Genomic DNA, 23,756 nt, shown 5'->3' on the forward strand with positions numbered 1-23,756 from the left:
CCTTAAAATTAATTCTCTTAAAATAACTGTATCAGTAAATCAAGCAAACTGTTATACACAATGTCACATTTTAGACACTTGTTATAATATAGAAAAAATCGGCTGTTGGTCAGCCGATTTAAGATCTACTTTGTTTTTAGTCCTGCCTTTTTATAAAAGGAAAGTTTTTTTTCATTATATTGTTCCGTATATTTATTAAACTGATCATTTGCAGCATATACCTTTTGATACGATTCATTCAGCTTATTGATTTGGGCTTCTAAATCTTCAAGGGGCAGATTTTTATTTTTAAACATTTGATATAATTCTTTATCATATTGGAGAGCCAGAGAGTATTGCTTATACAAATCTCTATGTGCTTCATATCTTCTCATCATAATATTATAAAGTTCAGCTGCCAGTTCCTTTAATGCAGGATCCTCTAATTGCTTTTTTAAATCAGCAACTTTTGAAAATTCCTGTTCGGATTCTTTTAGGCTTGTCGTTTCTTGCTCTAAACGGTCTTTTCGTTTGTCTGCTAAGGCAAGAGCTTCATCTGAAAGCTTGACAATCTGATCATATTCTTTCATACCTTGTTTAATAATTTGGTCATATACATCTTTTTCTTGTTTTTCTAAAGCAACTAATGGTTCTTGCTGTTCCTCAAATACCTTTTCTTTATTAACAACATTTTCCAGTACATCATACATTTTTTCTGTCGTGGTCTTTTTTTCTGCACATCCTGATAAAATAAAAATAATAGCCGCGACGATTAAAAGCATACTGCTTCTTCCTTTTACTAACAATTTCTAACCTCCTTACTATTGCAATTCCTACTATATCTGTATAAAGTTTGTTTGACAATATCCTAAACAACGAATGTCGAGCAAAATTCAATAGGAAACATTTATTAACTTTTTGTCTATTGTTTGATAGACTAATCCTGGTGACTTAACTTTATGGAACTATAGGAGTGAAATGTTCATGTTAACAATGGAGGATATCATTCGAGACGGGCATCCAACCCTTCGGAAAGTGGCAGCAGAGGTAGTATTACCGCCATCCAAAGAGGATAAACAAACCTTAGCCAGTCTTTTAGAATACGTTATAAACAGCCAAAACAGCGAAATTGCCAGTAAATATAGCCTTCGTCCAGGGATTGGTTTAGCTGCTCCGCAAATAAATGTGTCAAAAAGGATGATTGCTGTACATCTCACTGACGATAAAGGAACTTTATACAGCTATGCATTATTTAACCCCAAGATTGTCAGTCATTCGGTTGAGAAAGCCTACCTACAATCTGGGGAGGGCTGCTTATCAGTGGATGAAGCCATTCCAGGATATGTTCCAAGGTATGCTCGGATTACTGTTAAAGGAGTGACTCTTGAGGGAGAGGAAGTTAAACTTCGTCTAAAAGGTCTGCCTGCAATTTGCTTCCAGCATGAAATTGACCATCTTAATGGCATTATGTTTTATGACTATATTGATAAAAAGGATCCTTTTAAACCGGTCGAAGGAGCAATCTCCATCGAAAGATAGGACACTGGCCTTTTCATTAGGCCAGTGTTTTTTTGTTCACTATTATTCCATCTTATACCATGAAAGAATACCTAATTTTCCTCATATAATAATAGTAAAAAAATATCTACAGTAAAAAAATTTCAATTATCTGCCATAGCCTGCTTTACTTTGGACAAGGTTCGTATAAAATAAAGGTAAGGAGATGATCCACTATGTTAAAGAAGCTAAGAAAGAAGCTCTTAAAACAGTGGAACGATTTACTTAGAAAAAAATCTATTGCCTAATTCTTTAAAGGGCCCTTCAAACTTGCGAAGGGCTCCTTCATTATTGTAAATTGTAGTAATACGAATTAAATTTACATACTTTTCATATATAGTCCACGGCGTCCCCAAAGAAAATAAATGAAAAAGATGAAAATATTTTATATAATAGAAAAAGTTATGATTCAATAAGGAGCGAAATTGTCATGATATTTAAAGTATATTATCAAGAAAAGGTTACAGAAGTTCCCGTTAGAGAAAACACTAAAACTATTTTTGTTGAAGGTGAATCGGTAAGAGATGTACGAAAAAAAATCGCTGACCGCGGTTTTAATGTAGAACATGTACAAGAAGTTAACGGAGCTTATTTAGAATATGAACAACAAAATGAAGACTTTAAAGTATTGGAGATTGGATAATTTATGAAATTTGTAAAAAATGATCAAACTGCTGTTTTTGCCTTGGGTGGTTTAGGGGAAATAGGCAAAAATACGTATGCAGTTCAGTTCCAAGATGAAATTATATTAATCGATGCCGGTATTAAATTCCCGGAGGATGAATTATTAGGGATCGATTATGTTATCCCGGATTACACTTATTTAGTTAAAAACGAAGAAAAAATCAAAGGATTATTCGTAACCCACGGACACGAAGACCACATTGGCGGTATCCCTTATTTACTTCGTGAAATAAATATTCCGATCTATGGCGGCAAACTTGCCCTTGGGTTAATTAAAAATAAATTAGAAGAGCACGGATTATTACGAAATGCTAAACTGATTGAAATTAAAGAAGACGATATCATTAAGTTCCGCAAAACATCCGTAACGTTTTTCCGTACCACCCACAGTATTCCTGATTCCTATGGTATTGTTGTAAAAACCCCTCCAGGACAAATCGTCCATACAGGTGATTTTAAATTTGATTTTACCCCCGTAGGTGAACCAGCTAATTTAACCAAAATGGCTGAAATAGGCAAGGAAGGGGTTCTATGCCTTCTATCGGATAGTACAAATAGCGAAATTCCTGATTTCACCATGTCCGAGCGCCGTGTGGGTGAAAGTATCCATGATATTTTCAGAAAAGTGGATGGCCGGATTATCTTTGCAACCTTTGCATCAAACATTCACAGACTGCAGCAAGTAGTAGAAGCAGCTGTTGTGAACGGAAGAAAGGTTGCTGTGTTTGGCCGCAGCATGGAAGCGGCTATTAATATCGGGCTTGAATTAGGCTATATTATGGCCCCTAAAGAAACATTTATAGAATCAAATCAAATTAATCGATTACCTGCGGAAAAAGTGACAATACTTTGTACAGGCAGTCAGGGCGAACCAATGGCGGCATTGTCGAGGATTGCAAATGGAACCCACAGACAAATTCAAATTATTCCTGGTGATACTGTGGTCTTTTCGTCCTCTCCAATTCCTGGGAATACTATTAGCGTAAGCAGGACCATAAATATGTTGTACCGCGCCGGAGCTGAAGTAATCCACGGTAAGTTAAGTAACATCCACACTTCTGGACATGGTGGACAAGAGGAACAAAAATTAATGCTGCGCTTAATTAAGCCTAAATTCTTTATGCCCATTCACGGTGAATATAGGATGCAAAAAATGCATGCCAAGCTTGCGGTTGATTGTGGGGTTGAGGAAGAAAATTGTTTTATTATGGACAATGGTGAAGTACTGGCTCTATCTGATAGCACGGCACAAGTTGCTGGAAAAATCCCTTCCGGTTCAGTCTATATTGACGGCAGTGGTGTAGGCGACATCGGCAATATTGTTTTAAGGGATAGACGTATTCTTTCAGAAGAAGGCTTAGTCGTTGTAGTAGTTAGTATCAATATGAAAGAATTTAAAATTTCATCAGGCCCCGACCTTATTTCCCGAGGATTTGTCTACATGAGGGAATCAGGCGATTTAATCAATGACGCTCAGAACCTGATCACTAAACACTTAAATAAAGTGATGGAACGAAAAACGAGCCAATGGTCTGAAATTAAGAATGAGATCACAGATACACTTGCACCTTTCCTTTACGAAAAGACAAAACGCAGACCAATGATTTTACCAATCATTATGGAAGTATAAAGATCAGACTTAAAGCGCAGTGAACAGCCCCGACAAGCATAAGCCATTCAGGGAATGAAGGCGTTCTTTGCCTTCATTCCTGAGTGGCTGTAGACCATCGAGGGGCTAGGCGCTGGAGCTGGACGTAAACAGTCCTTTTATTAACAGTTAACACCAAGCGACGAGAAAAGCGGAAGAGCCGAGGCCTTCCGCTTTTTTCTATTCTAATACTCGTTTCTCAAACCGGTCGATATCGTGATCATTGCCAATGACAATCAATATATCATTACTGTTAATGGTTTCTTTTGCTTGAGGTGAGACGATAATCTCTTCTCCTCTTTTAATTGCAACAATATTTAACCCGTACTTCTTGCGTATATCTAAATCCATAATTGTGTTTCCGCTTAGTTTTTTATTTGCAACAATCTCCACAATACTATGTTCAGCAGATAGTTCAAGATAGTCCAGCACACTATTAGAAGCAATATTGTTAGCTATCCGTTTTCCCATATCCCTTTCAGGGTGAACGACTTGATCAGCCCCAATTTTCTTAAGTACTTTACCATGATAATCGTTTTGTGCTTTGGCTGTAATAAAAGCCACGCCTAGTTCTTTCAAAATTAGGGTGGTTAAGATACTCGCTTGAATGTCATCACCGATGGCGACAATCACATGATCGAAATTACGAATCCCTAAACTTTTCAAGACATTTTCATCTGTTGTATCACCGACTACTGCATGGGAAGCAATCATGCTGTATTGATTGACTCGTTCTTCATTAATATCAATACCTAGTACTTCCATTCCTTCTTCACTTAATGTTTGGCATATGCTTCCACCAAACCTTCCAAGCCCAATTACTGCAAAACTTTTTTTCATGTAGAAAAACTCCCCCATAAGAACTAAGTCTGTATATATCTTAAATTAAACACGATAGCTTAAAACAATTATTCCTGCCTGTTGTGGCTTTTTTTCTTATTATAATATAGATAAACAAGAAAGCCCATTAGGATGAAAATAATCATAACAGGCAGGTTCCCGATAATAAACACAACTAACCCCGAGAGTCCTGCTAACAGTAAATTTGTACTTTTCATAAATTGTTTTTTTGTTTTTTCCCACGTATTTAGTTGATCCTTATCCAAATTAGGAACCACTACTTTCCTTTCATGCAGGGTGATGTTCACAGTTGAAAAGGACGTCTGATTTTTTAAATATTTCATTCTTCCTTCGATAATCTCAATCTCTTCTTGAACAGTTGCTAAATCCGCAGAAATCTTCAGTAAATCCTCTGTCTTACCTGCATTTTTCATAAAGCTAAGCAGACGCTCTTCAACTGCCCGTTTAGACTTTAAACGCGATTCCAGGTCAACATATTCCTCAGTAACATCCTGCCCGTTAATATTCCTCTGCAGAACCTCAGCGGCCTCCCCCTCAGCATAAGTTAAGAAGTCCTGGAAGTTTTCCTGAGGGATTCTCAATTTCAAACTGCCGCTTACTTGTTCATTCCCATCTTTGGCTACAGTCGATTCTGCTATATAACCACCATATCTTTTTGCTCTACTTTCTAGGTTTTGCAGAGTTTGGTCAAAATTTTTCACACGTAGCTCGAGCTCCGCCTGATAAATAACCATCTGATTCTCTACTTTAACTTTTACTGCATTCACCGATTTTTCTGGGTTACGATCAGTTGAGGTCAACGATTCTTCATTTCTTGCAGACTGACCAGAGTCCATTACTTCTTTGCTTTCCGTACTCAATTTTGCACTTTCATCCTTATTCCCCGAACTGCTGCATCCAGCCAGACCAATTAACATAACCATGAACAAAATCGATATGGCCCTTTTAGACCTTCTCATCTGCTTGCCCCCTCATTTTCTATTTAATCATATCGACGTTTATTTATTTCGAAGGTTACATGGTTACATGACAAAAAAAGAACTATCCGTTAAGGGACAGTTCATCTATATATATTTATTCTGTTTTTTCCAGTTCATCTAGTACGCGATTGACACGCTTTTCGAGCATTTTCATTCCACTGCCTCCTGCTTGAAAATGGCGGAGTTTGCCTTCACGGTCAAAAACGTAATAAGCAGGTACATATTGATTCTCAAACGCTTCTGTTAGTTTATGTTCACTGTCAACAAAAATTGGCTGTGTAATTCCATGTTCCGCAGCCACTTTTTTAATTTCCTCAAGGTTCAAATCATCTTCTGAACGTGGCATATGAACTGCAATTACATTTAATTTTTCTTTATACTCATCTCGGAATTGATTTACTTGAGGCATTGCCTCTTTACATAAATGACAGCTAATTGACCAGAAATGAATTAAAGTTGGTTTTTCACCAACTAAGTCTTCTTTTGTTACCTGGCCATTTAACCATTCGGTTGCACCAGCTAATTCTGGCATTTGTTCGCGTAATTTCATGATAAGACCCCCTGTTTTAAAAAAGACCTAACACTTTAGGTTAGGTCTATCCTTGATCAATTAAGCATTCAATGTCGCTTGTCCTGGTTTCCAGTTAGCTGGGCAAAGGCCGCCAGTTTGTAATGCTTGAAGAACACGTAATGTTTCATCTACATCACGGCCGATATTGTTATGGTTAACAACTGAATATTTTAATTCACCTTCTGGATCGATGATGAATAGACCGCGGAGGGCTACTCCCTCTTCTTCAATTAACACGCCATAATCACGTGAGACTACATGATTTGTGTCAGCAGCTAGTGCGTAATTTAATTGGCCAAGACCATTGTTTTTACGGTCTGTATTAATCCAAGCAAGGTGGGTATGAATAGTGTCGGTAGAAGCACCAACAACCACTGCATCTAGGTCATCGAATTCTTCAAAGCGATCAGACATTGCCGTGATTTCGGTTGGACAAACAAATGTAAAATCCATTGGATAGAAGAACAATACTGTCCATTTATCGTTTTTCATGTTTTCTTCTAGGCTTACTTTTCCAAATTCTTTGTTTGGTAATACGGCTTCCATTTCAAAGCGTGGTGCTTGTTTGCCTACCATGCGTTCTGGCATTAAAATCCCTCCAAAAATTATTTAAATGAGATTTTGAACAGCCATTAATATGGGCCATCCTTTACAATCCTCATTATAGGACAATTCTACCTTGAGTAAATATTAAATTATAATTAATTTAAATAAGTATTTATTATTAATTACAATCTCAATTTCCCCTTAGTCAGTTTTTCCTATTTCCGTGAGAATAAACGACAATATGTAACATTATTCCTTTTTATTTTAGCACAATTAACCAATTTGAAGAAAGTAATCTGACTTGCCAGCCATCAAGCTTAGTTGCCTTTATATGAGATATAACTTGTCAATACCCTGACAGCTACATCGATTGCTTCTTCATTGGGATTAAGTTTGGCATGGTGAAGTCCATACGGCGAATCTACACCGAGCCAAAACATTAACCCAGGGATTTCCTTAAGCATATAGCCAAAATCCTCCCCTGTCATGGCCTCCCTGCACTCAACTACTGTTACATCCGTTTCGTTTCTAATATACTCAATAAATTCCCTTGTCACCGATTCAGTATTGTAAACCTGATGATACATCGAGCCATAATCAATCATAGTTTCACACTCATACCCGGTCTCAATCCCTTTAACAAGGGCTTCAATTCGATGTTTTACCCTCTTCATTGCTTCAGGAGATAAAGTTCTAATCGTTCCCTCAAGTCTTGCCTTTTCAGCAATAATATTTTGGACGGTCCCGCCAGTTATTTTTCCTATCGTGATTACAGCACTATCTAATGGATCAACATTTCTTGAAATGACCGTTTGCAACTGGCTAACAAGAGAACAGGCAGCAATAACCATATCATTTGTTTGATGCGGGTAGGCAGCATGTCCGCCTTTTCCCTTTAGATCTATGAATAATTCAGACGTATTGGCAAACAATAAACCTTCTTTTAAAGCGATTGTCCCAACTGGATACTCCGGTGCAATGTGAAGGGCAAATATTAAATCGGGCATCCATTCTTGTATTTCTTCCGATTTTAACATAGGTTCTGCTCCCCCAGGGCCTTCTTCGGCAGGTTGAAACAGGAATAGAAGATTGTCGTTTATAGGGTTATGTATGAAGTGAGACAGCACACCCAAAGCAATTGTCATATGAAAATCATGACCGCAGGCATGCATCCTTTCTTTGAGTGACGAAGAAAAATCTAAACCCGTTTCTTCGGTGATTGGCAGACCATCAATATCTGTTCTATAACCTATGGTTTTTGAGGGGTTCAGTCCATCAAGCTTTACTAGTAATCCTGTTTTCCACTTTTTTATGGAAATCCGGTTTTGCGGGAAAGATTCTATTGTTGCTAAAAGATAGCTTTGAGTTTTAAATTCTTGGAAACCGAGTTCCGGTATTTGATGTAGATCCCTGCGTATGTCGATTAATGATTTCATATGATACCTACCTTTCTATCTCGATAGAAGAAGCGTGGATTTAGATCCACGCTTTCAATCATTCCATGCTTGTCCGCCTATAATTGACGAAGCTCTTGCATGATTTCTGTTTTTGATTTTGTCTTTTCATCAATATCTTTAATTTTCTTTGCAGGTGTACCAGCAACAACTGTATAAGGCGGTACATCCTTTGTTACTACTGCTCCTGCAGCAACAACAGAGCCTTTCCCAACTTTTACACCTTCAAGCACGACTGCATTAGCACCAATTAGAACATCATCTTCAATGATAACAGGTTGTGCGGAAGGCGGCTCAATTACACCAGCTAATACCGTTCCTGCTCCAATATGACAGTTCTTTCCGACAGTTGCTCTTCCGCCAAGAACTACCCCCATATCAATCATTGTTTTTTCGCCGATAACAGCACCAATATTGATAACGGCCCCCATCATAATAACAGCATTATCGCCAATTTCTACCTGGTCACGGATAGTGACACCTGGCTCGATTCTTGCATTAATATGCTTTGTATCTAACAATGGAATGGCTGAATTACGTCGGTCATTTTCGACAACGAAATCTTCAATTTTACCTTTATTAGCTTCTAATGCTGTATTAATTTCAGCCCATTCGCCAAAAACAACACCTGTATTTCCATTAATAAAGGCTTTTGCTTCGTTTCCGAACTCAATACCTTCTAAATCACCTTTTAAATAAACCTTAACAGGTGTAGATTTTTTACTATTTGCAATAAAAGATATAATTTCATGTGCATCCATCATTTTTCTAACTTGCCCCCTATTCATGTACTAAAAAATACTTTAACAAACAAAAGGACTGAAAACAAGAAAAAAACAACCTTAACCTTCAGAAGATTCAGCGATATATTCCTTAATTAGTTCCATAAAGGCATGAACTTGTTTCAATTGGAATGCAGACTCATATCCTAATAACCAAGTATCGCGTTTTAACGGTTCATTATTCTCATCGACTAAAGGGATTTTAAAAATACCCCGATCCGCTTTTCTAAGAGTGATCGATGGCAATATAGCGTAACCTATGCCATTAAAAGCCATCTGTTTACACGTTTCGATTTGGTCGACGACAACCGTTCTTTTTGGAGATGTTTTAAATTTTAGCATCCACCAATCTTGGATTTCTTGATAGTAGTTAGAATCACTTTTAAATTGGATAAAAGGCCGGTCGGTCTTTAAAACTTGCTCCGGCTGGGTAATTTCTCGATCGACAAGATAAAGAGGGTCATTAAAAAGATGCACTTTTATCCCTTTCCAATCAGGAGTTCCGCGGATAATCCCAATATGTACCTGGTCATCATATAAAGATTTTAGAATTTCACTGCTCCAGCCTGTTACTAATGAGATTTTCACTTGTGGATATTTATCAATGAATTTTTTTAAAACTTCTGGAAGCCAATTCTGCCCTACGATGGAAGCCACAGCAATTTTTAATGTACCAGAGACACCTTCTTGAAGGGAATCAATCGTTTCACGGACCTTTTCCTGTTTTGTTAAAATCTCATTTACAAAATCAATGACATGTTCCCCGGCAGGTGTTAGTGATAACCCCTTTTGTGAGCGGATAAATAGTTTTGTTCCCCATTCCTTCTCAATAGTTTGTAAACGTTGCGAAAGAGCCGGCTGCGATACAAACAGCCGTTCTGAAGCCTTTCTCATATTCATTTCCTGAGCTAAAACCGACAATAACTGAAATTCTGATATGGAAGACAAGGTCAAAGCCTCCTTTCTCTTTTTTGTCTAAAGAACTATGATTCCAATTTCTTTTTAGGAATAAATAAGATTAAAAGCATACTGATAGCGGCAAAGGTCAATACAACGTAATAAACAGAGTGTAAAGAGAAGGTCAGCCCGTCCTGTAAAATCGTTCTCACAGAAGCAGGCAATTGATTTCGTTGGCCGACCTTTAATAGCTTATTGGCATCCTCAACAGTTAAAGACTTGTTATTCTCTGCAAAAAAATGAGTCATTCTATTATTTAAAACACCACCTAATAAAGCGGCACCAATGGTATTCCCTAAGTTCCGCATAAACATATTTGCGGCAGTTGCGATTCCCCGCTGCTGCCATTCAACAGTGCTTTGAATCGAAACAATGAAGGCTGTTGAAGTAAATCCCATTCCTGCCCCTACAAGAAAAGAGCCGACAGCTGCCCAAATCGGTCCCGAAGAGGCAGACATTGTTATAAAGGCAACACTTCCCAGTACTAAAAACGCACCGCCGATAATAGAAGTTTTTCGATATCCGATGGAAATGAGCATTTTTCCAGAAAGGGTGGATGCAATTGGCCAGCCGATTGACATCGTAGTTAATGTAAATCCTGCCACAATCGGTGTTTGTTCCATCACACCTTGAACAAAGGTTGGTAAAAAGCTTGATATCCCAATTAAGATAATCCCAGATGTCAGGGATGTAATATTGGCGATAAAGATGGATCGTTCCTTCCAAATGGAAAATGGCATAACTGGTTCAGCAGCTTTGCTTTCTTGAATGACAAAGGCAATTAAAGCTATAGCCGTTACTAGCAGCAGGCCAATTAACTGCCATGATCCCCATGACCAGCGGCTCTCCCCTTCAATAAGAATAAACATAAGGGTTGAAATCGTGATGGTTAAAAGGATCGCTCCAAAATAATCTATTTCGTGCTTTTTCTTTACAATATCTTCATGAAGAAATAACCAAAGACCAACCAATGATAACAATCCAAGCGGAATGTTAATCCAAAATACGTAATGCCAGCTGACATATTGAACGAGTAAGCCGCCGACGGCAGGCCCTGTAATGGCAGATATCCCCCAAACGCTAGAAAGATAGCCTTGAATTTTAGCTCGTTCCTCAGTAGTATAAATATCCCCTACAATGGTTGTAGCAATTGGTGTAACAGCTCCTGCCCCAAAGCCCTGAATCAACCGAAAAATAATCAGTGTTTTCATGGAACCAGCAAACCCACAAAGTATCGAACCAACTAAAAAAATGATAATTCCAATCGTTAAAATTGGTTTTCTCCCAAATAAATCAGATAGTTTTCCATAAATCAGAACTGTAACCGAGTTCATTAAAAGGTATGCAGAGAACACCCAACTATATAAGGTAAACCCACCCAAATCTGCCACAATTGCCGGCATAGCTGTCGAAACAATTGTGGCTTCAATTGCCCCCATGAACATGGCGAGCATTACCGAAGCTAGTACGAGTGACTTTTTGGTTTGCTTGCTTTTCGGAGTTCCAAACGTATCAATATCCATACTCATTGCCCACCTCTTATCGTAAAAAAATAGAGCTCCCAAATGGGAGCAGCGCGCTAACGGCTATTTTTTATATCTCTTAACGACTTTACTTAGTTGATTTAATACAGTGCTTCTTGGTAAAATCCCTTCAAAAAAGCCCTCTTCATTTTCAATACAAAGAAATGGTTGGTTGACTAACAAGTCTAAACATTGACTGATAGATGCTGATATTCCCACGCGGGGAATAGAGCTTTTCATCACTTCTTCGACCCGTTTGTTTTCCAGCTGTTCAAACTCTATCCGTTCAAGCCCGAGAATAGAATCCATTATAATAGGGGTGCTGATCAGCCCATGTAGCTTATAATGTGGATCTAAGACAGGTATAGCGGTATAACCACTTTTCGTCAATACCAATAGGGCATGCTCCAGATTGTTGCCGATTTGCACATGAGCAACGCGCTCAGATGGTATCATTAATTGTTTAATTGTTAATTCTAAGAATTCCCCGCTAGGAAGACTAATCATACGTCGAATACTCCTCAATTATGTTTTTCTACAGACCTATTCTATCACAGTTTCCAGGAGTCCGGGTTAATTTTAAAACCGTTTTCTACAGAAAAAAAGGAACCATGAAAGGCTCCTACTGAATTAAATCAAAGATTTCAATTGTAATCATATCAATGTTATCAAATTGGTATCTTTTTGGTTTTTCCTTCTCGTTATAGATTTCCAATTCAAATGTTTCAGTCTTTGGATGAAAGGTTACCTGACACTTTCTTTCACCATTTACCTCAAAATAACGTTGTGCTGGTTCTCCACTCGTTGATTGTTCCTGAAGGTTCTTTAACCTAGTTAATATACCTTGTAGCTGTGACATCAAATTATCCTCCTTTTAACACAAACAAACTGTCTACAGTTATGTTTCTCATTTGGCATCTTTCTATCCTAGTCAAATGATTTCAAAATTTGACAGCCAAGTTTTTATGCCAATATTAAAAGAATAAGATAATAGACCACATTTGTCCAAATAAAAATGAAGAAATCATGATTTTTTTAACAAACAAGAAAAAATAGGCCCCTTTAGCAGGAGACCTATCAATAAAATGTTATGGCAAAAAAAAGAATAATGAACAATGCTAGAGCAAAAAAGATTCCATATGCCAGAAAAATCGGATTTTTTGTATACGGACTCTTTTGGACATGTTCTGAAATTTTTGTATCTAAGTTTCCTTCGACTGCCTTATGCTGTCTCGCAACGGAAAAAGTGTGGATGAGTGAAAAGGCAAGTACACCAATAATCACAATGGAAAGGATATTTTCAAAAAGATTCATAAGCAGGACTCCTTCTAATGAACGTTATCATTAAAATTCCACTTCATAAATCATTCTATACCCGCCCAATTATTACAATAATTGGTCATGCTCAAATAAATATCGATAGGAAATATCAATAAATAAATATTCGTTATCGTTCATTGGGAAAGAGAAGGTCCGAATCGTTTCGCCTGTTTCAATATCACCATATAAATCGGATAATCTGCCCTTTTGTTCATGCCGCATCTTAATAATGTTTTCCAGAAAGTACGGCCGCCAGCTCCAATTTTTATTTAAGTATACGGATTGAGTCATCCAGCCATTTTCCCCTTTAAAAATATTGGCTGATTTCTGGAAACCATCTTCATCACATACATACATCCGAAAAGCAATGTCATCCATTTCCTTAATCAACGCCTGGAATAACGCCTCATATCCTGCCTTTTTATTTTTATTCACTATGTCCTGAACCATGGTTTGGAAATATTCAACTGTAGTATATACAGCTTCTAATTTCCGCTTTTCATAGGCAATAAAATCATGAAATTTCTCCTTTAAGCGATACTTAAGAAGATCCCGATTAATAAATTCATCTGTTGGGGGATGTAAATAAAAACCTTGATAATAGTGCCCTCCATTTTTCCATGCAAACTGGAGCTGATAATTCATTTCAATATTCTCAAAAAGAAGAGTTGCCCCTATTTTCCTTGCCAAAAGTGACAAGGAGAACAAGACATCATTAAAATTCACCCCTATAGCTGTTGATTTTAGTGCTTGAAGGTTTATTTTTAGAATATCGGGTTCAAGCTGTCCAATCCGCTCAAAGTAATGACTTTCATCACCAATACTGGCCATCGCAATCTTTAACCCATATGTTCGATAATAGTGAAGGAGATGATCAAATTGGTCTAAATCCCCTTGATAATTCCGATCAGAAATTTCTAAAATAATCCGGCTTAAACGGAGTCCCCTTTTTTCAAATTCCAATAACTCTTGTAAAAACGGTTCTCCGTGTCCATACATCAATAACTCTGCATTTCGGTTTAAAAAAATCAGGATATCCTCGTCAAGACCTAAAACTTTTTCGAGTGCTTTCTTTACTACTAATAAGTCCACTTCATATTTATATTCATCAGGGATTTGATCATCATGAAAAAATGGTCCCAGACTAATGACATTTCCCTTTGATTGGTATCGTCCCAATACTTCGTAAGCAATTACACTCTGCTCATCCGCATTAAATATCGGTTGAAAATAAGGAAAAACATTTTCAAGATCCGATAAGATTTCCAATGCATCCATCCGACTTCCTCCATCTAATTTTTCTCATTATACCATACGCTTAATTTCCCCATCTCGTTCTTTTCCAAAAGGATACCATTATAGCATCCATGATACAATCATAACCTATAGTCAGTGCTTCCCAAAGGAGAGTGTTTTGTGAAAGGTTTATACTTATTAACATCTTTACTGACTATGATGGGCTGCAGCCACTCAAATACTGTTTCAAACCCACAGGAATTCCAAAAATTAAAAATTACAGACACTACAAACATAAAAAGCAACAGTAAACAGGAAGCGGCACTCGACAGGGCTAGCCGGAAATCTTACACCCTTAATGATGTATCAGAGCAGATAACGAATATAGAGGGACAGAAAAAAGTTAATCAGACGGTTAGTACTATTCCAAGAAAATCATCCACTTTACTAAATGTGGTGTTAATTAAACAAAACCCTGAATTAAGATATGGCTGTGAAGTGACCAGTCTAGCAATGGTCTTAGATTACGCTGGCGTCAAAACAGATAAAATGGATTTATACCGAAGGATTCAGAAAGACCCGGACCCGCTCATTAAATCGGCTAGAGGCGATATATTACGCTGGGGGAACCCTGCTGATGGATTTGTTGGGGACATGACTGGAAGACGTGCCGGCTATGCGGTATTTGATCAGCCAATGGTTGCGCTAATCAATCAAAAACTTCCCGGAAGAGCTGTAAATTTAACAAATCAGCCCTTTGACAGCGTATTAGCGCATGTTTCCACAGGTTATCCCGTTGTGGTTTGGACGACTGGAGATTACCGTCTGCCCGACCGCTGGGAAGGCTGGTATCATGGTAATCATTTCATCAAAACACCCCTTGATTTGCACGCAGTGGTATTAGTAGGATATGATACCAATCATGTATATTTAAATGATCCATTATCAGGACGAAAACAAGTAAAGGTAGACAAGGAACAATTTATAAGATCATGGAAGGCATTACAATCACGTGCGGTTAGTTATAAATAGAAAGCAGTCTTTTTTGACTGCTTTTTTAGCATTTTTTCACTTTTTTTTGAATAAACACATACAGACAACCTTTTCATTAGACTGAGATATACTTTTATCGTTAAAAAGGCAGGATGGTTATACTATGATTAAAAAGCAAACAAGAAGAACGTTTTTAAAACGAATTATCGGTTCATTCCTGACCGTTCTCGGATTAAGTTCAGGGGGCTATTTTTATGCCAATCGCATTGAGCCCTCCCTGCTGGAAATAAACGAATTGGATATGAATCACCCATTAATCCCAAAAAGTTTTGAAGGTACAAAAATTATTCAATTTAGCGATACTCATCTTGGTTTTCACTACGATTTAGCACAATTTAAAAAGTTAGTGACCAAAATAAACGACTTAAATCCGGACATTATTTTATTTACGGGTGATTTAATGGATGAACCCAACAAGTATTCTAAATTAAATGATTTAGTTCCACTTTTGGACCGATTACATGCACCTCTTGGGAAGTATTGCATTTATGGCAACCATGACCACGGTGGTTATGGATCAGAAATATATCGAAATATCATGGAATCTACTAACTTTAAAGTTCTTTTGAACCAGTCTATAGCAATTAAATTAAAAGATGGAAGCAGCTTTTACTTGATTGGAATAGATGATGCGATGTTAGGGAATCCTGACTTACCATTAGCCTTGAAAAATGTACAAAACAATCACTTTAACCTATTGTTATCTCATGCACCTGACCTTGCAGAGGCCGCTTCAAGATATCCTATTCATTGGCAGCTTAGTGGACACAGTCATGGTGGACAAGTTAAACTGCCCATTCTAGGGGCACTGATAATTCCCCCATTTGCGCAATTATATCCTGAGGGTCTCTTTAGAATAGAAGGGAGGTATCCCTTGACTCTCTACGTTAATAGAGGGATAGGGACAACACGTCTGCCGTTTCGGTTTATGGCTAAACCTGAGCTGACGATTTTTACACTTAAATCATCTAGGTAAGATGTACGAAGAGCGGGAAAATATTTTCAACTTATTTCTATTTTCCTAAAAAAAAGGTATAATATAGATGTTTTTACAGAATGAAAGGAGTCCATATGTTGAATCATGATCAGAGTTATCCCCGAACTAAATTAAATCTAACGATTGAGAACCTCTCCCAAGCTGTTTTTATCGTAAATCGCCATGCAAAAACAGCCATTAACCCCAAATTTTTATACAAATTAAAACAGGAATCCTTAAAAAAATTGATTGATGAAGGAAAGGCCAGGAAGATTGGTCTCCATTTTTCTGATCATCCGCGAAATAGTCAGCAGCAATCCGATGTACTTGTTGAGTGTGGAAAATATACATTTCATATTCCCCCTACAAAATCAGATTTTCAGGATCTTCCCCATCTCGGAAAACTAGATGGCAATGTTAGAAATCCCAAGGCTCATATCTCACTTAGTGCAGCTAAAGCCCTGCTCCAATCCTATACAGGCATTTCTGAATGGGAGAATCAAGCTTCTTCCCCTCGAACAAACCAACGAACCTACCAAAAACCTATATTCAAAAAATTAGGTGAACGTTACTAATAAATCCAAACCAAAGCCAGAAGGTGTTCTGGCTTTTTTCATTTTTTTCGATACCATCGATTTGCTGCCTAATTGCCTCGCCAAGCAACTGCCTCGTGAAAACGATTTCTTATTTTTGCTACATCTTATTGAGAATTTTGTGAACAACTCTTGTGACTCATAGACTACATAATGAATTCGACTTACAATAATGACGTACTAAATTAAGCAGAATTAAACTAATAAAGAGGTGCTTTACAATGAAGGGAACAGCTATCCTTTTTCAGGAACGGAACATTACGTTTATTGAAGATGTTGAACATTCCTTTTTCGAAAACATCAAAGAGCAATGTGATTGCAATAATTGCTTATGCAAACTTAATAACAAAACAGTAGATTTCGGAACTGTGTCACCAGTTTTTTGGCACGAAGATGAAATCGATTGGGCATACGGATATTAAAAGTAAAAAAAGTTTATATATAACCAGCAAAAAACGGTCTTAATCAACAATTAGGACCGTTTTTTTATTTTGGATGAATGAATAAATTGGAATGGTAGTATTTCACCCCCAAAATAGTCTATAATCATGATAATTATTGTATCGCGGAAGGATGTACATAATGGACCACTTAATAAATAAAAGCGTTAAGAACATTGAAATCTCTGGAATTAGAAAGTTCTTTAATCTCGTCGCAGACATAGAAGACCTTATCTCCTTTACAATTGGACAGCCAGACTTCCCCACTCCTGAACATGTAAAAGCAGCGGGAATTCGGGCAATCGAGGAGGACTTTACCTCCTATACTCATAATGCTGGCACGCTTGAATTGAGAAAAGCAGCATGTGAATTTGTTGAAACAAAATATAATTTACACTACAAAGCAGAATCAGAAGTCATTGTTACGATGGGTGCAAGCGAAGCGATTGATATTGCATTCCGGACGATCCTTGGAGAAGAAGCAGAGGTTTTATTGCCCGGACCTATTTATCCAGGCTATGAGCCGATTATTCGGATGATGGGCGCCGTCCCAGTACACGTTGATATACGGAAGAACCAATTCCGTTTTACATTAGATATGATTAAACCATATATCACAGACAAAACGCGCTGTATTGTCCTGCCTTATCCATCTAATCCTACCGGCGTGAGTCTATCTAGCGGTGAATTAAAAGAAATTGCAGATTTTATTAGAGAGAAGGACATCTTTATCCTTGCAGATGAAATCTACAGTGAACTTACCTTTGAGCAAAAACATACTTCAATCGCCAGCTTTTTAAAAGAGAAAACGATAGTCATTAACGGTTTATCTAAATCACATTCGATGACAGGCTGGAGAATTGGTTTTTTATTTGCCCCAGAATACCTCACCAAACATATTTTAAAGGTTCACCAGTATAATGTGTCCTGTGCCAATTCTATCGCCCAGAAAGCCGCGTATGAGGCTTTGACGGCGGGCATCAATGATGCCGATATAATGAAAGAAGAGTATAGCAAAAGAAGAGAGTATGTTAATAATCGTTTAACCGCTATGGGACTAGAGGTAGTGAAGCCTGATGGCGCCTTTTACTTTTTTGTAAAAATCCCAGACGCTATTCCATTAAACAGTTTTGACTTTGCCCTGAAGCTTGCTCTTGAGAGCAAGGTTGCCGTCGTTCCAGGCAGTGCATTTTCGGAATATGGGGAAGGTTTCTTTCGTATATCTTTTGCTTGTTCGATGGCTGATTTAGAACAAGGACTCAACAAAATGGAATCCTTTTTCAAAAAATGGAAATAAGGTTACAAAATAAAACCCTCACAAGACTTGTGAGGGTTTTACTGTGATAAGAAAAGCTATAATTTTGCTTTGAGAATGGTCCAGCTCCTACGCCCAGCAGCTAGTGTCCTTCGCGTTTCTCCCTACGAAAAGTCTACATTGAAAAAGCTTTAACTCTTCGTGTTTCCTTTATCTCAGTTGAATCACTCCAGGCCATACGCTGCTAAAAGGGCGCTTTCGCTTTTCTAACCTTCATATTTACCGTTATTTTTAGAGGCTTTTTCTTTCTTCGCTTTATCTTTGTGAATCTTATTAGTAGCAGCAGAACCCATTTCATGGGCAAATTCTTCGTTTAATACTGCCGAGTCAAAGCCTTTTTTATTTTTTTGCTGCGGATCATTCTTTTTTGTCCGTTTAGCCATCATAATCCCTCCTATCAAGAATTAGTTTCTTGAAGTTAGGTTTAATTTATTCGAGCCAAAAAATGGCCGCACACTATTCGTTTTTCCAATATTTATAAAGTGCTTGTGTACCGCTGTTTTCTTCACCCTTTTCTGCTAATTGCTCATACAATGACCTTGCCAACGATAATCCAGGTACTTGCATATCCATCCTCTCAGCTTCCGCTAAAGCAATTTTCATATCTTTAATAAAATGTTTTATGTAAAAACCAGGTTCAAAATTACCCTTTAACATTCGCGGCGCAAGGTTGCTTAAAGACCAGCTTCCTGCTGCTCCAGTGGAAATACTTTTTAAAACATTTTCAGGGTCTAATCCCGCTTTCTCTGCATAAATGATGGCTTCACAAACACCAATCATGTTTGATGCAATGGCAATTTGGTTAGACATTTTGGTATGTTGACCAGCCCCTGCCTTTCCTTGATAAACAATATTATTGCCTATAAGCTCAAATAAAGGTTTAACGGCTTTAAAGGCTCCCTCTTCACCGCCGACCATAATGGAGAGCGTTGCCTCTCGAGCACCCACATCTCCTCCAGAAACCGGAGCATCAATGGCCTGAATTCCTTTTGTTTTGGCTGCTTCAAAAATAGTCTTTGCTAGAGATGGGGATGAAGTAGTCATATCGATATAATAACTACCAGCTTTACCATTTGGAATTAACCCGTTTTCACCTAAGTAAATGTCCTCGACATCTGAGGGGTAACCAACGATGGTAAAAACAACATTGGCCTTTTCTGCAACCGCTTTTGGGGTTTCTGCCCACTCGGCACCATTTTCCAGAAGTTCAGCAGCTTTTCCCTTTGTCCTAGAATAGACGACTAAAGGATAACCAGCTTTTAATAGTTGCCCTGCCATACTTTTCCCCATTACACCTGTTCCAATAAACCCTATTACTGTATTTTTCGGTACTAACAAATTAACTCATCCTCCCTTAACTAATTCTCTCCATTTTACCACTTCCCCGCAAAATTGACATAAATAAGACCGGTACGTTGAACGTCCGGTCTTAGTGCTCCATCTCCAAATTTATGCACATCCTAAGATTGTCCCATATAAATAGTTCTTAAACATGTTTATAACTCAGAAGAAAAATTTGTTAAATACGCACGGCCTAATACTTCTTTGTCATTAAATACTTCAATCGAAACAGCCTGATCCCGCTCAATCAAATTGCGAAGTTCTTGTATATCTAGATCCTCTTTTAACGGAAGCGGGTCCATAAATATATACTTGTCGCTGAGGCCTTTTGTTTCTAAATAATCACCGTTTTGAACTTGCTCCTCACCATAAATAATCTCTCTTTTACCAATAGCTCGAGCTAGTTTATCATCGTGGATGGTTACCTTCACCTTATATAATTGGTGACCATCTAATAAATCATTATTAATTCGGAATCGGAACTGTAATTCATTATTTTTTGTAAGTAAGGCGTCTGCATAGCGGTTGACAATCAGTTCATTTGAATAGAGTAAGCCGCAGCCACTTAAATATCCAATACAAACGATTCCTATGATAAAGGTACCTATTAGCCGGATTTTCTTGTTCAACCATAACACTCCCTTTATTCTTACCTTAGCCATAATACATTGGTAATAAACGTTAAGAAAGGTTAATCTATGGATAATAAATCAACTTAAATTCCTTCTACCATACCACCGTCTACACGATAGGCATTTCCTATCATAAAAGAATTGGATTCCATTCCTCCTTTTGAATTCATCTTATTTCTATTATACAAGATATTAGGAGGAAACTCTTGGAAAAACAATAGAAAAATGAGACAGTTTCCTGTCTCATTTCCATATCTTTATTAAAAAGTGTGTGCTAAATCCTTGGCACGGTTAATGGCATTCTCTTTTATTTCCTGCGCCTTTTCCGGCATAGCGTTATGCCCTTCGATAAATAACCCTTCAAGACTTGGTATACCAAAGAAACTCATCATAACACCAATGTAGCGATGACCCATTTCAAGTTGTGCGGCAGGTCCCTCAGAATAAAAACCGCCACGCGCCTGGATGTGTAATGCCTTTTTATCAGGCAGGAGTCCAATTGGTCCCTTTTCCGTGTATTTAAATGTTTTCCCTGCTACTGCAACAGAATCAAGGTAAGCTTTCATAATTGGCGGAAAAGAGAAGTTCCAAAGCGGAGTGACGAATACATATTTATCGGCTGATACAAATTGATCACTTAGTTCATTCAACCTTCCCACTTTTGCTTTTTCATCAGCAGAAAGTTGATCAAAACCCTGACCTGAACGAAGCTTGCCCCAGCCACTGAAGACATCAGCATCAATATGCGGGATATTTTCCTTATAAAGATCTATGTGGATTATTTCATCATTCTGATTCACTTGTTTATATTCATTGATAAATTCCTTACCTACTGCCATGCTATAGGACTGTGCTTCATCATGCGGGTGAGCTGTAATATACAATACTTTAGCCATGTTCATTCACCTTTCATGTCAATTTTAAAGTCATTTTAGTATGAATCAAAAAGGCTGATTATAATCTAAAAAGGAATTTACCAAATTAGGCAAATTCCTTTTTCCTTACATTATTCGTTTGTATCCAAAGAGAAAGGATTATGACCAATGTTAAGTCTTATTTCATCAGTCATTTGAAAGGGTTCATTAATCAATGCCTCAGCAGCCTGGCTGAGTTGTGAACTTCCATCATAGTGCAGCGGTTTTTGTTCCATTCACATTCACCTCCATCAACTCATATTATTATCATATGTACTTTTTGGCCCATTTAGTTATTCGAACTTTTTGCTTCTTTATACCTATAAAACGGATAAAAAATAAAAAATTAAAGATACTTATACCCTTAATAATACCTTATTTTCCCTAATTTAAAACATAATATCTGTTAATTTTAAATACTCCAAAATTTTTATGTTAAAAAAAGACCAACTATTAGCAGTTGGTCTTTTTTCTATATTATTTACTTTGTAGCATTATTAACAGCTTCGATAACTTGGCTAGTTGTTTGCATGTTTAATACTTCTTTAGCCAGATTTTCCATATCGGATTTCTTTAAGTTCCTAATAAGAGAACGAGCTTTTAAAATAGAAGTTGCACTCATCGAGAACTCATCAAGGCCTAAACCAAGAAGAACTGGAATAGCCGTTTCATCTCCAGCCATTTCACCGCACATGCCTGTCCATTTTCCTTCAGCATGCGAAGCATCAATCACCATTTTAACCAGTCTTAGGATTGATGGGCTGTAAGGCTGATAAAGGTAGGACACACGCTGATTCATACGGTCAGCAGCCATCGTGTACTGAATCAAATCATTGGTACCAATACTAAAGAAATCTACTTCTTTAGCGAATTGATCGGCTAGAACAGCAGTAGAAGGAATTTCTACCATGATTCCAAGCTCAATTTTTTCAGCTACTGTTTGACCTTCTGATAGAAGCTTAGCTTTTTCCTCTTCAAGAATTGACTTCGCAGAGCGGAACTCGTCTAAAGTTGCAATCATTGGGAACATAATTTTTAAATTCCCATAGCTGCTAGCACGTAATAGTGCACGAAGCTGTGTCCGGAAAATATCCTGCTCTTCCAAACATAGACGAATTGCCCGGAAACCCAAGAATGGATTCATCTCTTTTGGTAAGTCTAAATATGGCAGTTCTTTATCCCCGCCAATATCCAATGTTCGAACAACAACAGGCTTACCTGCCATACCTTCTAGGACAGCTTTATAAGATTCGAACTGTTCTTCCTCAGTTGGAAGCTGGTCACGGCCCATATAAAGAAATTCTGTTCGATATAAACCAACACCCTCGCCGCCATTAGAAATAACACCCTTTAAATCGTTAGGTGTACCAATATTAGCTGCCAATTCAACATGATGGCCATCAGCAGAGATAGTTGGTTCATTCACAAGCTTAGCCCATTCCGCTTTTTGCAGCTCATATTCTTCATGGGTTTTACGATATTGTTCTACAAGTTCAGGGGTTGGATTAATATGTACTTCCCCTGTTAGTCCATCAACAATCACAAGATCGCCATTGTTTATTTCTTCTGTCGCTGTTTTTGTACCTACAACAGCTGGAATTTCAAGTGAACGTGCCATAATAGCTGAATGTGATGTACGTCCGCCAATATTTGTTGTAAATCCTTTTACAAAATTACGATTTAATTGGGCTGTGTCAGAAGGAGTTAAATCCTCTGCAATAATAATAACCTCTTCAGCGATCATGCTTGGATTAACAAGCTGAACGCCTAACAAATGCGCAAGTACACGCTTGGTTACATCACGAATATCCGCAGCCCGCTCTTTCATATATTCGTTATCCATTTGTTCAAACATCATAACGAACATATCTGCTGTTTCTTTTAAAGCAGACTCTGCATTTACTTGATCTGATTGAATTTTGTCTTCAATTGGTGCATTTAGTTCCGGATCGCTTAGAACAAGAAGATGCGCTTCAAAAATCGCTGCTTTGTCTGCGCCAAGGTCTACGCGGGCCTTCTCACGAATTGCTTCAAGTTCAGATTTTGAAATTTCCATCGCCTTTCGGAATCGTTCAACTTCAGCTGTTACATCTTCAACTGATTTTTTTTCAAACGATAGATCCGGTTCAACAAGACGGTATGCCTTCGCGATTGCAATACCGTTTGAAGCAGCAATACCCTTTAAAAAAGTCATTATTCTGCCAATCCTTCTTTTTTCATTGTATCTTCAAGCGCTTGTAATGCATCGTTAGCATCGTTGCCTTCTGCTGCAATTTTAATGTCTGCGCCTTGGCCTACACCTAGAGACATTACACCCATAATAGATTTTAGATTAACGGTTTTCCCTTTATATTCTAAAGTGATTTCAGAATCAAATCTGCTAGCTGTTTGTAC

General features: G+C 37.7%; 28 protein-coding genes. 8 read left to right on the plus strand and 20 right to left on the minus strand.

Annotation, left to right across the window (positions count from 1 at the left end; all coding sequences use genetic code 11):
- Nucleotides 1–125: 125 nt before the first annotated feature.
- Nucleotides 126–785, minus strand: coding sequence for a YkyA family protein (locus tag V7077_RS22795; protein ID WP_335506212.1), 660 nt, complete (start codon nucleotides 783–785; stop codon nucleotides 126–128).
- Between the two features lie 178 nt (nucleotides 786–963).
- On the opposite strand from V7077_RS22795, the gene def reads away from it, so the two are divergent.
- The 3 genes from def to rnjA all read left to right on the plus strand — a co-directional run bounded on the left by def (nucleotide 964) and on the right by rnjA (nucleotide 3,850).
- Nucleotides 964–1,518, plus strand: a complete 555-nt coding sequence (def, locus tag V7077_RS22800; RefSeq protein WP_335506214.1) for a peptide deformylase — start codon at nucleotides 964–966, stop codon at nucleotides 1,516–1,518.
- 448 nt (nucleotides 1,519–1,966) lie between these two features.
- Nucleotides 1,967–2,179, plus strand: coding sequence for a DNA-dependent RNA polymerase subunit epsilon (locus V7077_RS22805; RefSeq protein WP_335506216.1), 213 nt, complete (start codon nucleotides 1,967–1,969; stop codon nucleotides 2,177–2,179).
- Between the two features lie 3 nt (nucleotides 2,180–2,182).
- Entirely contained in the window at nucleotides 2,183–3,850 is a 1,668-nt protein-coding gene (gene rnjA / locus V7077_RS22810; RefSeq protein WP_335506219.1) for a ribonuclease J1, read from the plus strand.
- 198 nt (nucleotides 3,851–4,048) lie between these two features.
- On the opposite strand, the gene V7077_RS22815 is transcribed toward rnjA, so the two are convergent.
- The 12 genes from V7077_RS22815 to V7077_RS22870 form a co-directional block, all read right to left on the minus strand.
- Nucleotides 4,049–4,708, minus strand: a complete 660-nt coding sequence (locus V7077_RS22815; protein ID WP_335506221.1) for a potassium channel family protein — start codon at nucleotides 4,706–4,708, stop codon at nucleotides 4,049–4,051.
- 68 nt (nucleotides 4,709–4,776) lie between these two features.
- The gene (locus V7077_RS22820) at nucleotides 4,777–5,688 is read right to left on the minus strand and encodes a DUF4349 domain-containing protein (RefSeq protein WP_335506223.1); all 912 of its coding nucleotides are present in this window, start codon (nucleotides 5,686–5,688) and stop codon (nucleotides 4,777–4,779) included.
- 115 nt (nucleotides 5,689–5,803) lie between these two features.
- The gene (locus V7077_RS22825) at nucleotides 5,804–6,259 is read right to left on the minus strand and encodes a TlpA disulfide reductase family protein (RefSeq protein WP_215040616.1); all 456 of its coding nucleotides are present in this window, start codon (nucleotides 6,257–6,259) and stop codon (nucleotides 5,804–5,806) included.
- Nucleotides 6,260–6,319: 60 nt separating this feature from the next.
- Nucleotides 6,320–6,868: a peroxiredoxin gene (locus V7077_RS22830; RefSeq protein ID WP_335506227.1), complete on the minus strand. Its 549-nt coding sequence runs from the start codon at nucleotides 6,866–6,868 to the stop codon at nucleotides 6,320–6,322.
- A 275-nt stretch (nucleotides 6,869–7,143) separates the two neighbouring features.
- Nucleotides 7,144–8,262 carry an N-acetyldiaminopimelate deacetylase gene (locus tag V7077_RS22835; RefSeq protein ID WP_335506230.1) on the minus strand — a complete coding sequence of 373 codons (1,119 nt, stop codon included), beginning with the start codon at nucleotides 8,260–8,262 and terminating at the stop codon, nucleotides 7,144–7,146.
- A 77-nt stretch (nucleotides 8,263–8,339) separates the two neighbouring features.
- Nucleotides 8,340–9,068: a 2,3,4,5-tetrahydropyridine-2,6-dicarboxylate N-acetyltransferase gene (gene dapD, locus V7077_RS22840; RefSeq protein WP_335506232.1), complete on the minus strand. Its 729-nt coding sequence runs from the start codon at nucleotides 9,066–9,068 to the stop codon at nucleotides 8,340–8,342.
- A 54-nt stretch (nucleotides 9,069–9,122) separates the two neighbouring features.
- A complete protein-coding gene (locus tag V7077_RS22845; RefSeq protein ID WP_335506235.1) occupies nucleotides 9,123–10,010 on the minus strand; it encodes a LysR family transcriptional regulator in 888 nt (295 codons plus the stop codon).
- Between the two features lie 35 nt (nucleotides 10,011–10,045).
- Complete coding sequence (locus tag V7077_RS22850; protein WP_335506237.1) at nucleotides 10,046–11,548, minus strand: MDR family MFS transporter; 1,503 nt, start codon at nucleotides 11,546–11,548, stop codon at nucleotides 10,046–10,048.
- Nucleotides 11,549–11,605: 57 nt separating this feature from the next.
- Nucleotides 11,606–12,049: a cyclic-di-AMP-binding protein CbpB gene (gene cbpB, locus V7077_RS22855; RefSeq protein WP_335506239.1), complete on the minus strand. Its 444-nt coding sequence runs from the start codon at nucleotides 12,047–12,049 to the stop codon at nucleotides 11,606–11,608.
- A 115-nt stretch (nucleotides 12,050–12,164) separates the two neighbouring features.
- Nucleotides 12,165–12,401, minus strand: coding sequence for a YkuJ family protein (locus tag V7077_RS22860; RefSeq protein WP_098526949.1), 237 nt, complete (start codon nucleotides 12,399–12,401; stop codon nucleotides 12,165–12,167).
- A gap of 218 nt (nucleotides 12,402–12,619) precedes the next feature.
- On the minus strand, nucleotides 12,620–12,856 hold the full coding sequence (locus tag V7077_RS22865; protein WP_335506242.1) for a hypothetical protein: 237 nt from the start codon (nucleotides 12,854–12,856) through the stop codon (nucleotides 12,620–12,622).
- Between the two features lie 72 nt (nucleotides 12,857–12,928).
- A complete protein-coding gene (locus V7077_RS22870) occupies nucleotides 12,929–14,140 on the minus strand; it encodes an EAL-associated domain-containing protein (protein ID WP_335506244.1) in 1,212 nt (403 codons plus the stop codon).
- A 138-nt stretch (nucleotides 14,141–14,278) separates the two neighbouring features.
- On the opposite strand from V7077_RS22870, the gene V7077_RS22875 reads away from it, so the two are divergent.
- The 5 genes from V7077_RS22875 (at nucleotide 14,279) to V7077_RS22895 (ending at nucleotide 18,457) form a co-directional block, all read left to right on the plus strand.
- Entirely contained in the window at nucleotides 14,279–15,130 is an 852-nt protein-coding gene (locus V7077_RS22875) for a C39 family peptidase (RefSeq protein ID WP_335506246.1), read from the plus strand.
- Nucleotides 15,131–15,254: 124 nt separating this feature from the next.
- Nucleotides 15,255–16,127, plus strand: a complete 873-nt coding sequence (locus V7077_RS22880) for a metallophosphoesterase (protein WP_335506248.1) — start codon at nucleotides 15,255–15,257, stop codon at nucleotides 16,125–16,127.
- A gap of 95 nt (nucleotides 16,128–16,222) precedes the next feature.
- Nucleotides 16,223–16,702 carry a YkyB family protein gene (locus V7077_RS22885; RefSeq protein WP_335506250.1) on the plus strand — a complete coding sequence of 160 codons (480 nt, stop codon included), beginning with the start codon at nucleotides 16,223–16,225 and terminating at the stop codon, nucleotides 16,700–16,702.
- A gap of 239 nt (nucleotides 16,703–16,941) precedes the next feature.
- The gene (locus V7077_RS22890; RefSeq protein ID WP_335506252.1) at nucleotides 16,942–17,142 is read left to right on the plus strand and encodes a hypothetical protein; all 201 of its coding nucleotides are present in this window, start codon (nucleotides 16,942–16,944) and stop codon (nucleotides 17,140–17,142) included.
- A 160-nt stretch (nucleotides 17,143–17,302) separates the two neighbouring features.
- Nucleotides 17,303–18,457 carry an aminotransferase A gene (locus V7077_RS22895; RefSeq protein ID WP_335506254.1) on the plus strand — a complete coding sequence of 385 codons (1,155 nt, stop codon included), beginning with the start codon at nucleotides 17,303–17,305 and terminating at the stop codon, nucleotides 18,455–18,457.
- Between the two features lie 224 nt (nucleotides 18,458–18,681).
- On the opposite strand, the gene V7077_RS22900 is transcribed toward V7077_RS22895, so the two are convergent.
- The 7 genes from V7077_RS22900 to V7077_RS22930 form a co-directional block, all read right to left on the minus strand.
- The gene (locus V7077_RS22900) at nucleotides 18,682–18,858 is read right to left on the minus strand and encodes a hypothetical protein (protein ID WP_335506256.1); all 177 of its coding nucleotides are present in this window, start codon (nucleotides 18,856–18,858) and stop codon (nucleotides 18,682–18,684) included.
- A 73-nt stretch (nucleotides 18,859–18,931) separates the two neighbouring features.
- Nucleotides 18,932–19,813, minus strand: a complete 882-nt coding sequence (locus V7077_RS22905) for an NAD(P)-dependent oxidoreductase (RefSeq protein WP_335506258.1) — start codon at nucleotides 19,811–19,813, stop codon at nucleotides 18,932–18,934.
- Nucleotides 19,814–19,971: 158 nt separating this feature from the next.
- Complete coding sequence (locus V7077_RS22910) at nucleotides 19,972–20,445, minus strand: hypothetical protein (protein WP_335506261.1); 474 nt, start codon at nucleotides 20,443–20,445, stop codon at nucleotides 19,972–19,974.
- A gap of 263 nt (nucleotides 20,446–20,708) precedes the next feature.
- Nucleotides 20,709–21,344, minus strand: coding sequence for an FMN-dependent NADH-azoreductase (locus tag V7077_RS22915; protein ID WP_335506263.1), 636 nt, complete (start codon nucleotides 21,342–21,344; stop codon nucleotides 20,709–20,711).
- A gap of 110 nt (nucleotides 21,345–21,454) precedes the next feature.
- A complete protein-coding gene (locus V7077_RS22920; protein WP_335506265.1) occupies nucleotides 21,455–21,598 on the minus strand; it encodes a hypothetical protein in 144 nt (47 codons plus the stop codon).
- Between the two features lie 245 nt (nucleotides 21,599–21,843).
- Nucleotides 21,844–23,556: a phosphoenolpyruvate--protein phosphotransferase gene (gene ptsP, locus V7077_RS22925; RefSeq protein WP_335506267.1), complete on the minus strand. Its 1,713-nt coding sequence runs from the start codon at nucleotides 23,554–23,556 to the stop codon at nucleotides 21,844–21,846.
- The coding region (locus V7077_RS22930) for a phosphocarrier protein HPr (protein WP_335506269.1) at nucleotides 23,556–23,756 on the minus strand (201 nt) is incomplete at its 5' end. The genes ptsP and V7077_RS22930, both read right to left, overlap by 1 nt.

This window comes from Neobacillus vireti, from assembly GCF_036962465.1.
GTDB lineage: Bacteria > Bacillota > Bacilli > Bacillales > Cytobacillaceae > Neobacillus > Neobacillus vireti_B.

Excerpts from the sequence above, each read along its gene's own strand:
- def (WP_335506214.1), top strand. The coding sequence starts at position 964 with ATGTTAACAATGGAGGATATCATTCGAGACGGGCATCCAACCCTTCGG.
- V7077_RS22805 (WP_335506216.1), top strand. The coding sequence starts at position 1,967 with ATGATATTTAAAGTATATTATCAAGAAAAGGTTACAGAAGTTCCCGTT.
- rnjA (WP_335506219.1), top strand. The coding sequence starts at position 2,183 with ATGAAATTTGTAAAAAATGATCAAACTGCTGTTTTTGCCTTGGGTGGT.
- V7077_RS22815 (WP_335506221.1), bottom strand. The coding sequence starts at position 4,708 with ATGAAAAAAAGTTTTGCAGTAATTGGGCTTGGAAGGTTTGGTGGAAGC.
- V7077_RS22820 (WP_335506223.1), bottom strand. The coding sequence starts at position 5,688 with ATGAGAAGGTCTAAAAGGGCCATATCGATTTTGTTCATGGTTATGTTA.
- V7077_RS22825 (WP_215040616.1), bottom strand. The coding sequence starts at position 6,259 with ATGAAATTACGCGAACAAATGCCAGAATTAGCTGGTGCAACCGAATGG.
- V7077_RS22830 (WP_335506227.1), bottom strand. The coding sequence starts at position 6,868 with ATGCCAGAACGCATGGTAGGCAAACAAGCACCACGCTTTGAAATGGAA.
- V7077_RS22835 (WP_335506230.1), bottom strand. The coding sequence starts at position 8,262 with ATGAAATCATTAATCGACATACGCAGGGATCTACATCAAATACCGGAA.
- dapD (WP_335506232.1), bottom strand. The coding sequence starts at position 9,068 with ATGAATAGGGGGCAAGTTAGAAAAATGATGGATGCACATGAAATTATA.
- V7077_RS22850 (WP_335506237.1), bottom strand. The coding sequence starts at position 11,548 with ATGAGTATGGATATTGATACGTTTGGAACTCCGAAAAGCAAGCAAACC.
- cbpB (WP_335506239.1), bottom strand. The coding sequence starts at position 12,049 with ATGATTAGTCTTCCTAGCGGGGAATTCTTAGAATTAACAATTAAACAA.
- V7077_RS22860 (WP_098526949.1), bottom strand. The coding sequence starts at position 12,401 with ATGTCACAGCTACAAGGTATATTAACTAGGTTAAAGAACCTTCAGGAA.
- V7077_RS22865 (WP_335506242.1), bottom strand. The coding sequence starts at position 12,856 with ATGAATCTTTTTGAAAATATCCTTTCCATTGTGATTATTGGTGTACTT.
- V7077_RS22870 (WP_335506244.1), bottom strand. The coding sequence starts at position 14,140 with ATGGATGCATTGGAAATCTTATCGGATCTTGAAAATGTTTTTCCTTAT.
- V7077_RS22880 (WP_335506248.1), top strand. The coding sequence starts at position 15,255 with ATGATTAAAAAGCAAACAAGAAGAACGTTTTTAAAACGAATTATCGGT.
- V7077_RS22885 (WP_335506250.1), top strand. The coding sequence starts at position 16,223 with ATGTTGAATCATGATCAGAGTTATCCCCGAACTAAATTAAATCTAACG.
- V7077_RS22890 (WP_335506252.1), top strand. The coding sequence starts at position 16,942 with ATGAAGGGAACAGCTATCCTTTTTCAGGAACGGAACATTACGTTTATT.
- V7077_RS22895 (WP_335506254.1), top strand. The coding sequence starts at position 17,303 with ATGGACCACTTAATAAATAAAAGCGTTAAGAACATTGAAATCTCTGGA.
- V7077_RS22900 (WP_335506256.1), bottom strand. The coding sequence starts at position 18,858 with ATGGCTAAACGGACAAAAAAGAATGATCCGCAGCAAAAAAATAAAAAA.
- V7077_RS22915 (WP_335506263.1), bottom strand. The coding sequence starts at position 21,344 with ATGGCTAAAGTATTGTATATTACAGCTCACCCGCATGATGAAGCACAG.
- V7077_RS22920 (WP_335506265.1), bottom strand. The coding sequence starts at position 21,598 with ATGGAACAAAAACCGCTGCACTATGATGGAAGTTCACAACTCAGCCAG.
- ptsP (WP_335506267.1), bottom strand. The coding sequence starts at position 23,556 with ATGACTTTTTTAAAGGGTATTGCTGCTTCAAACGGTATTGCAATCGCG.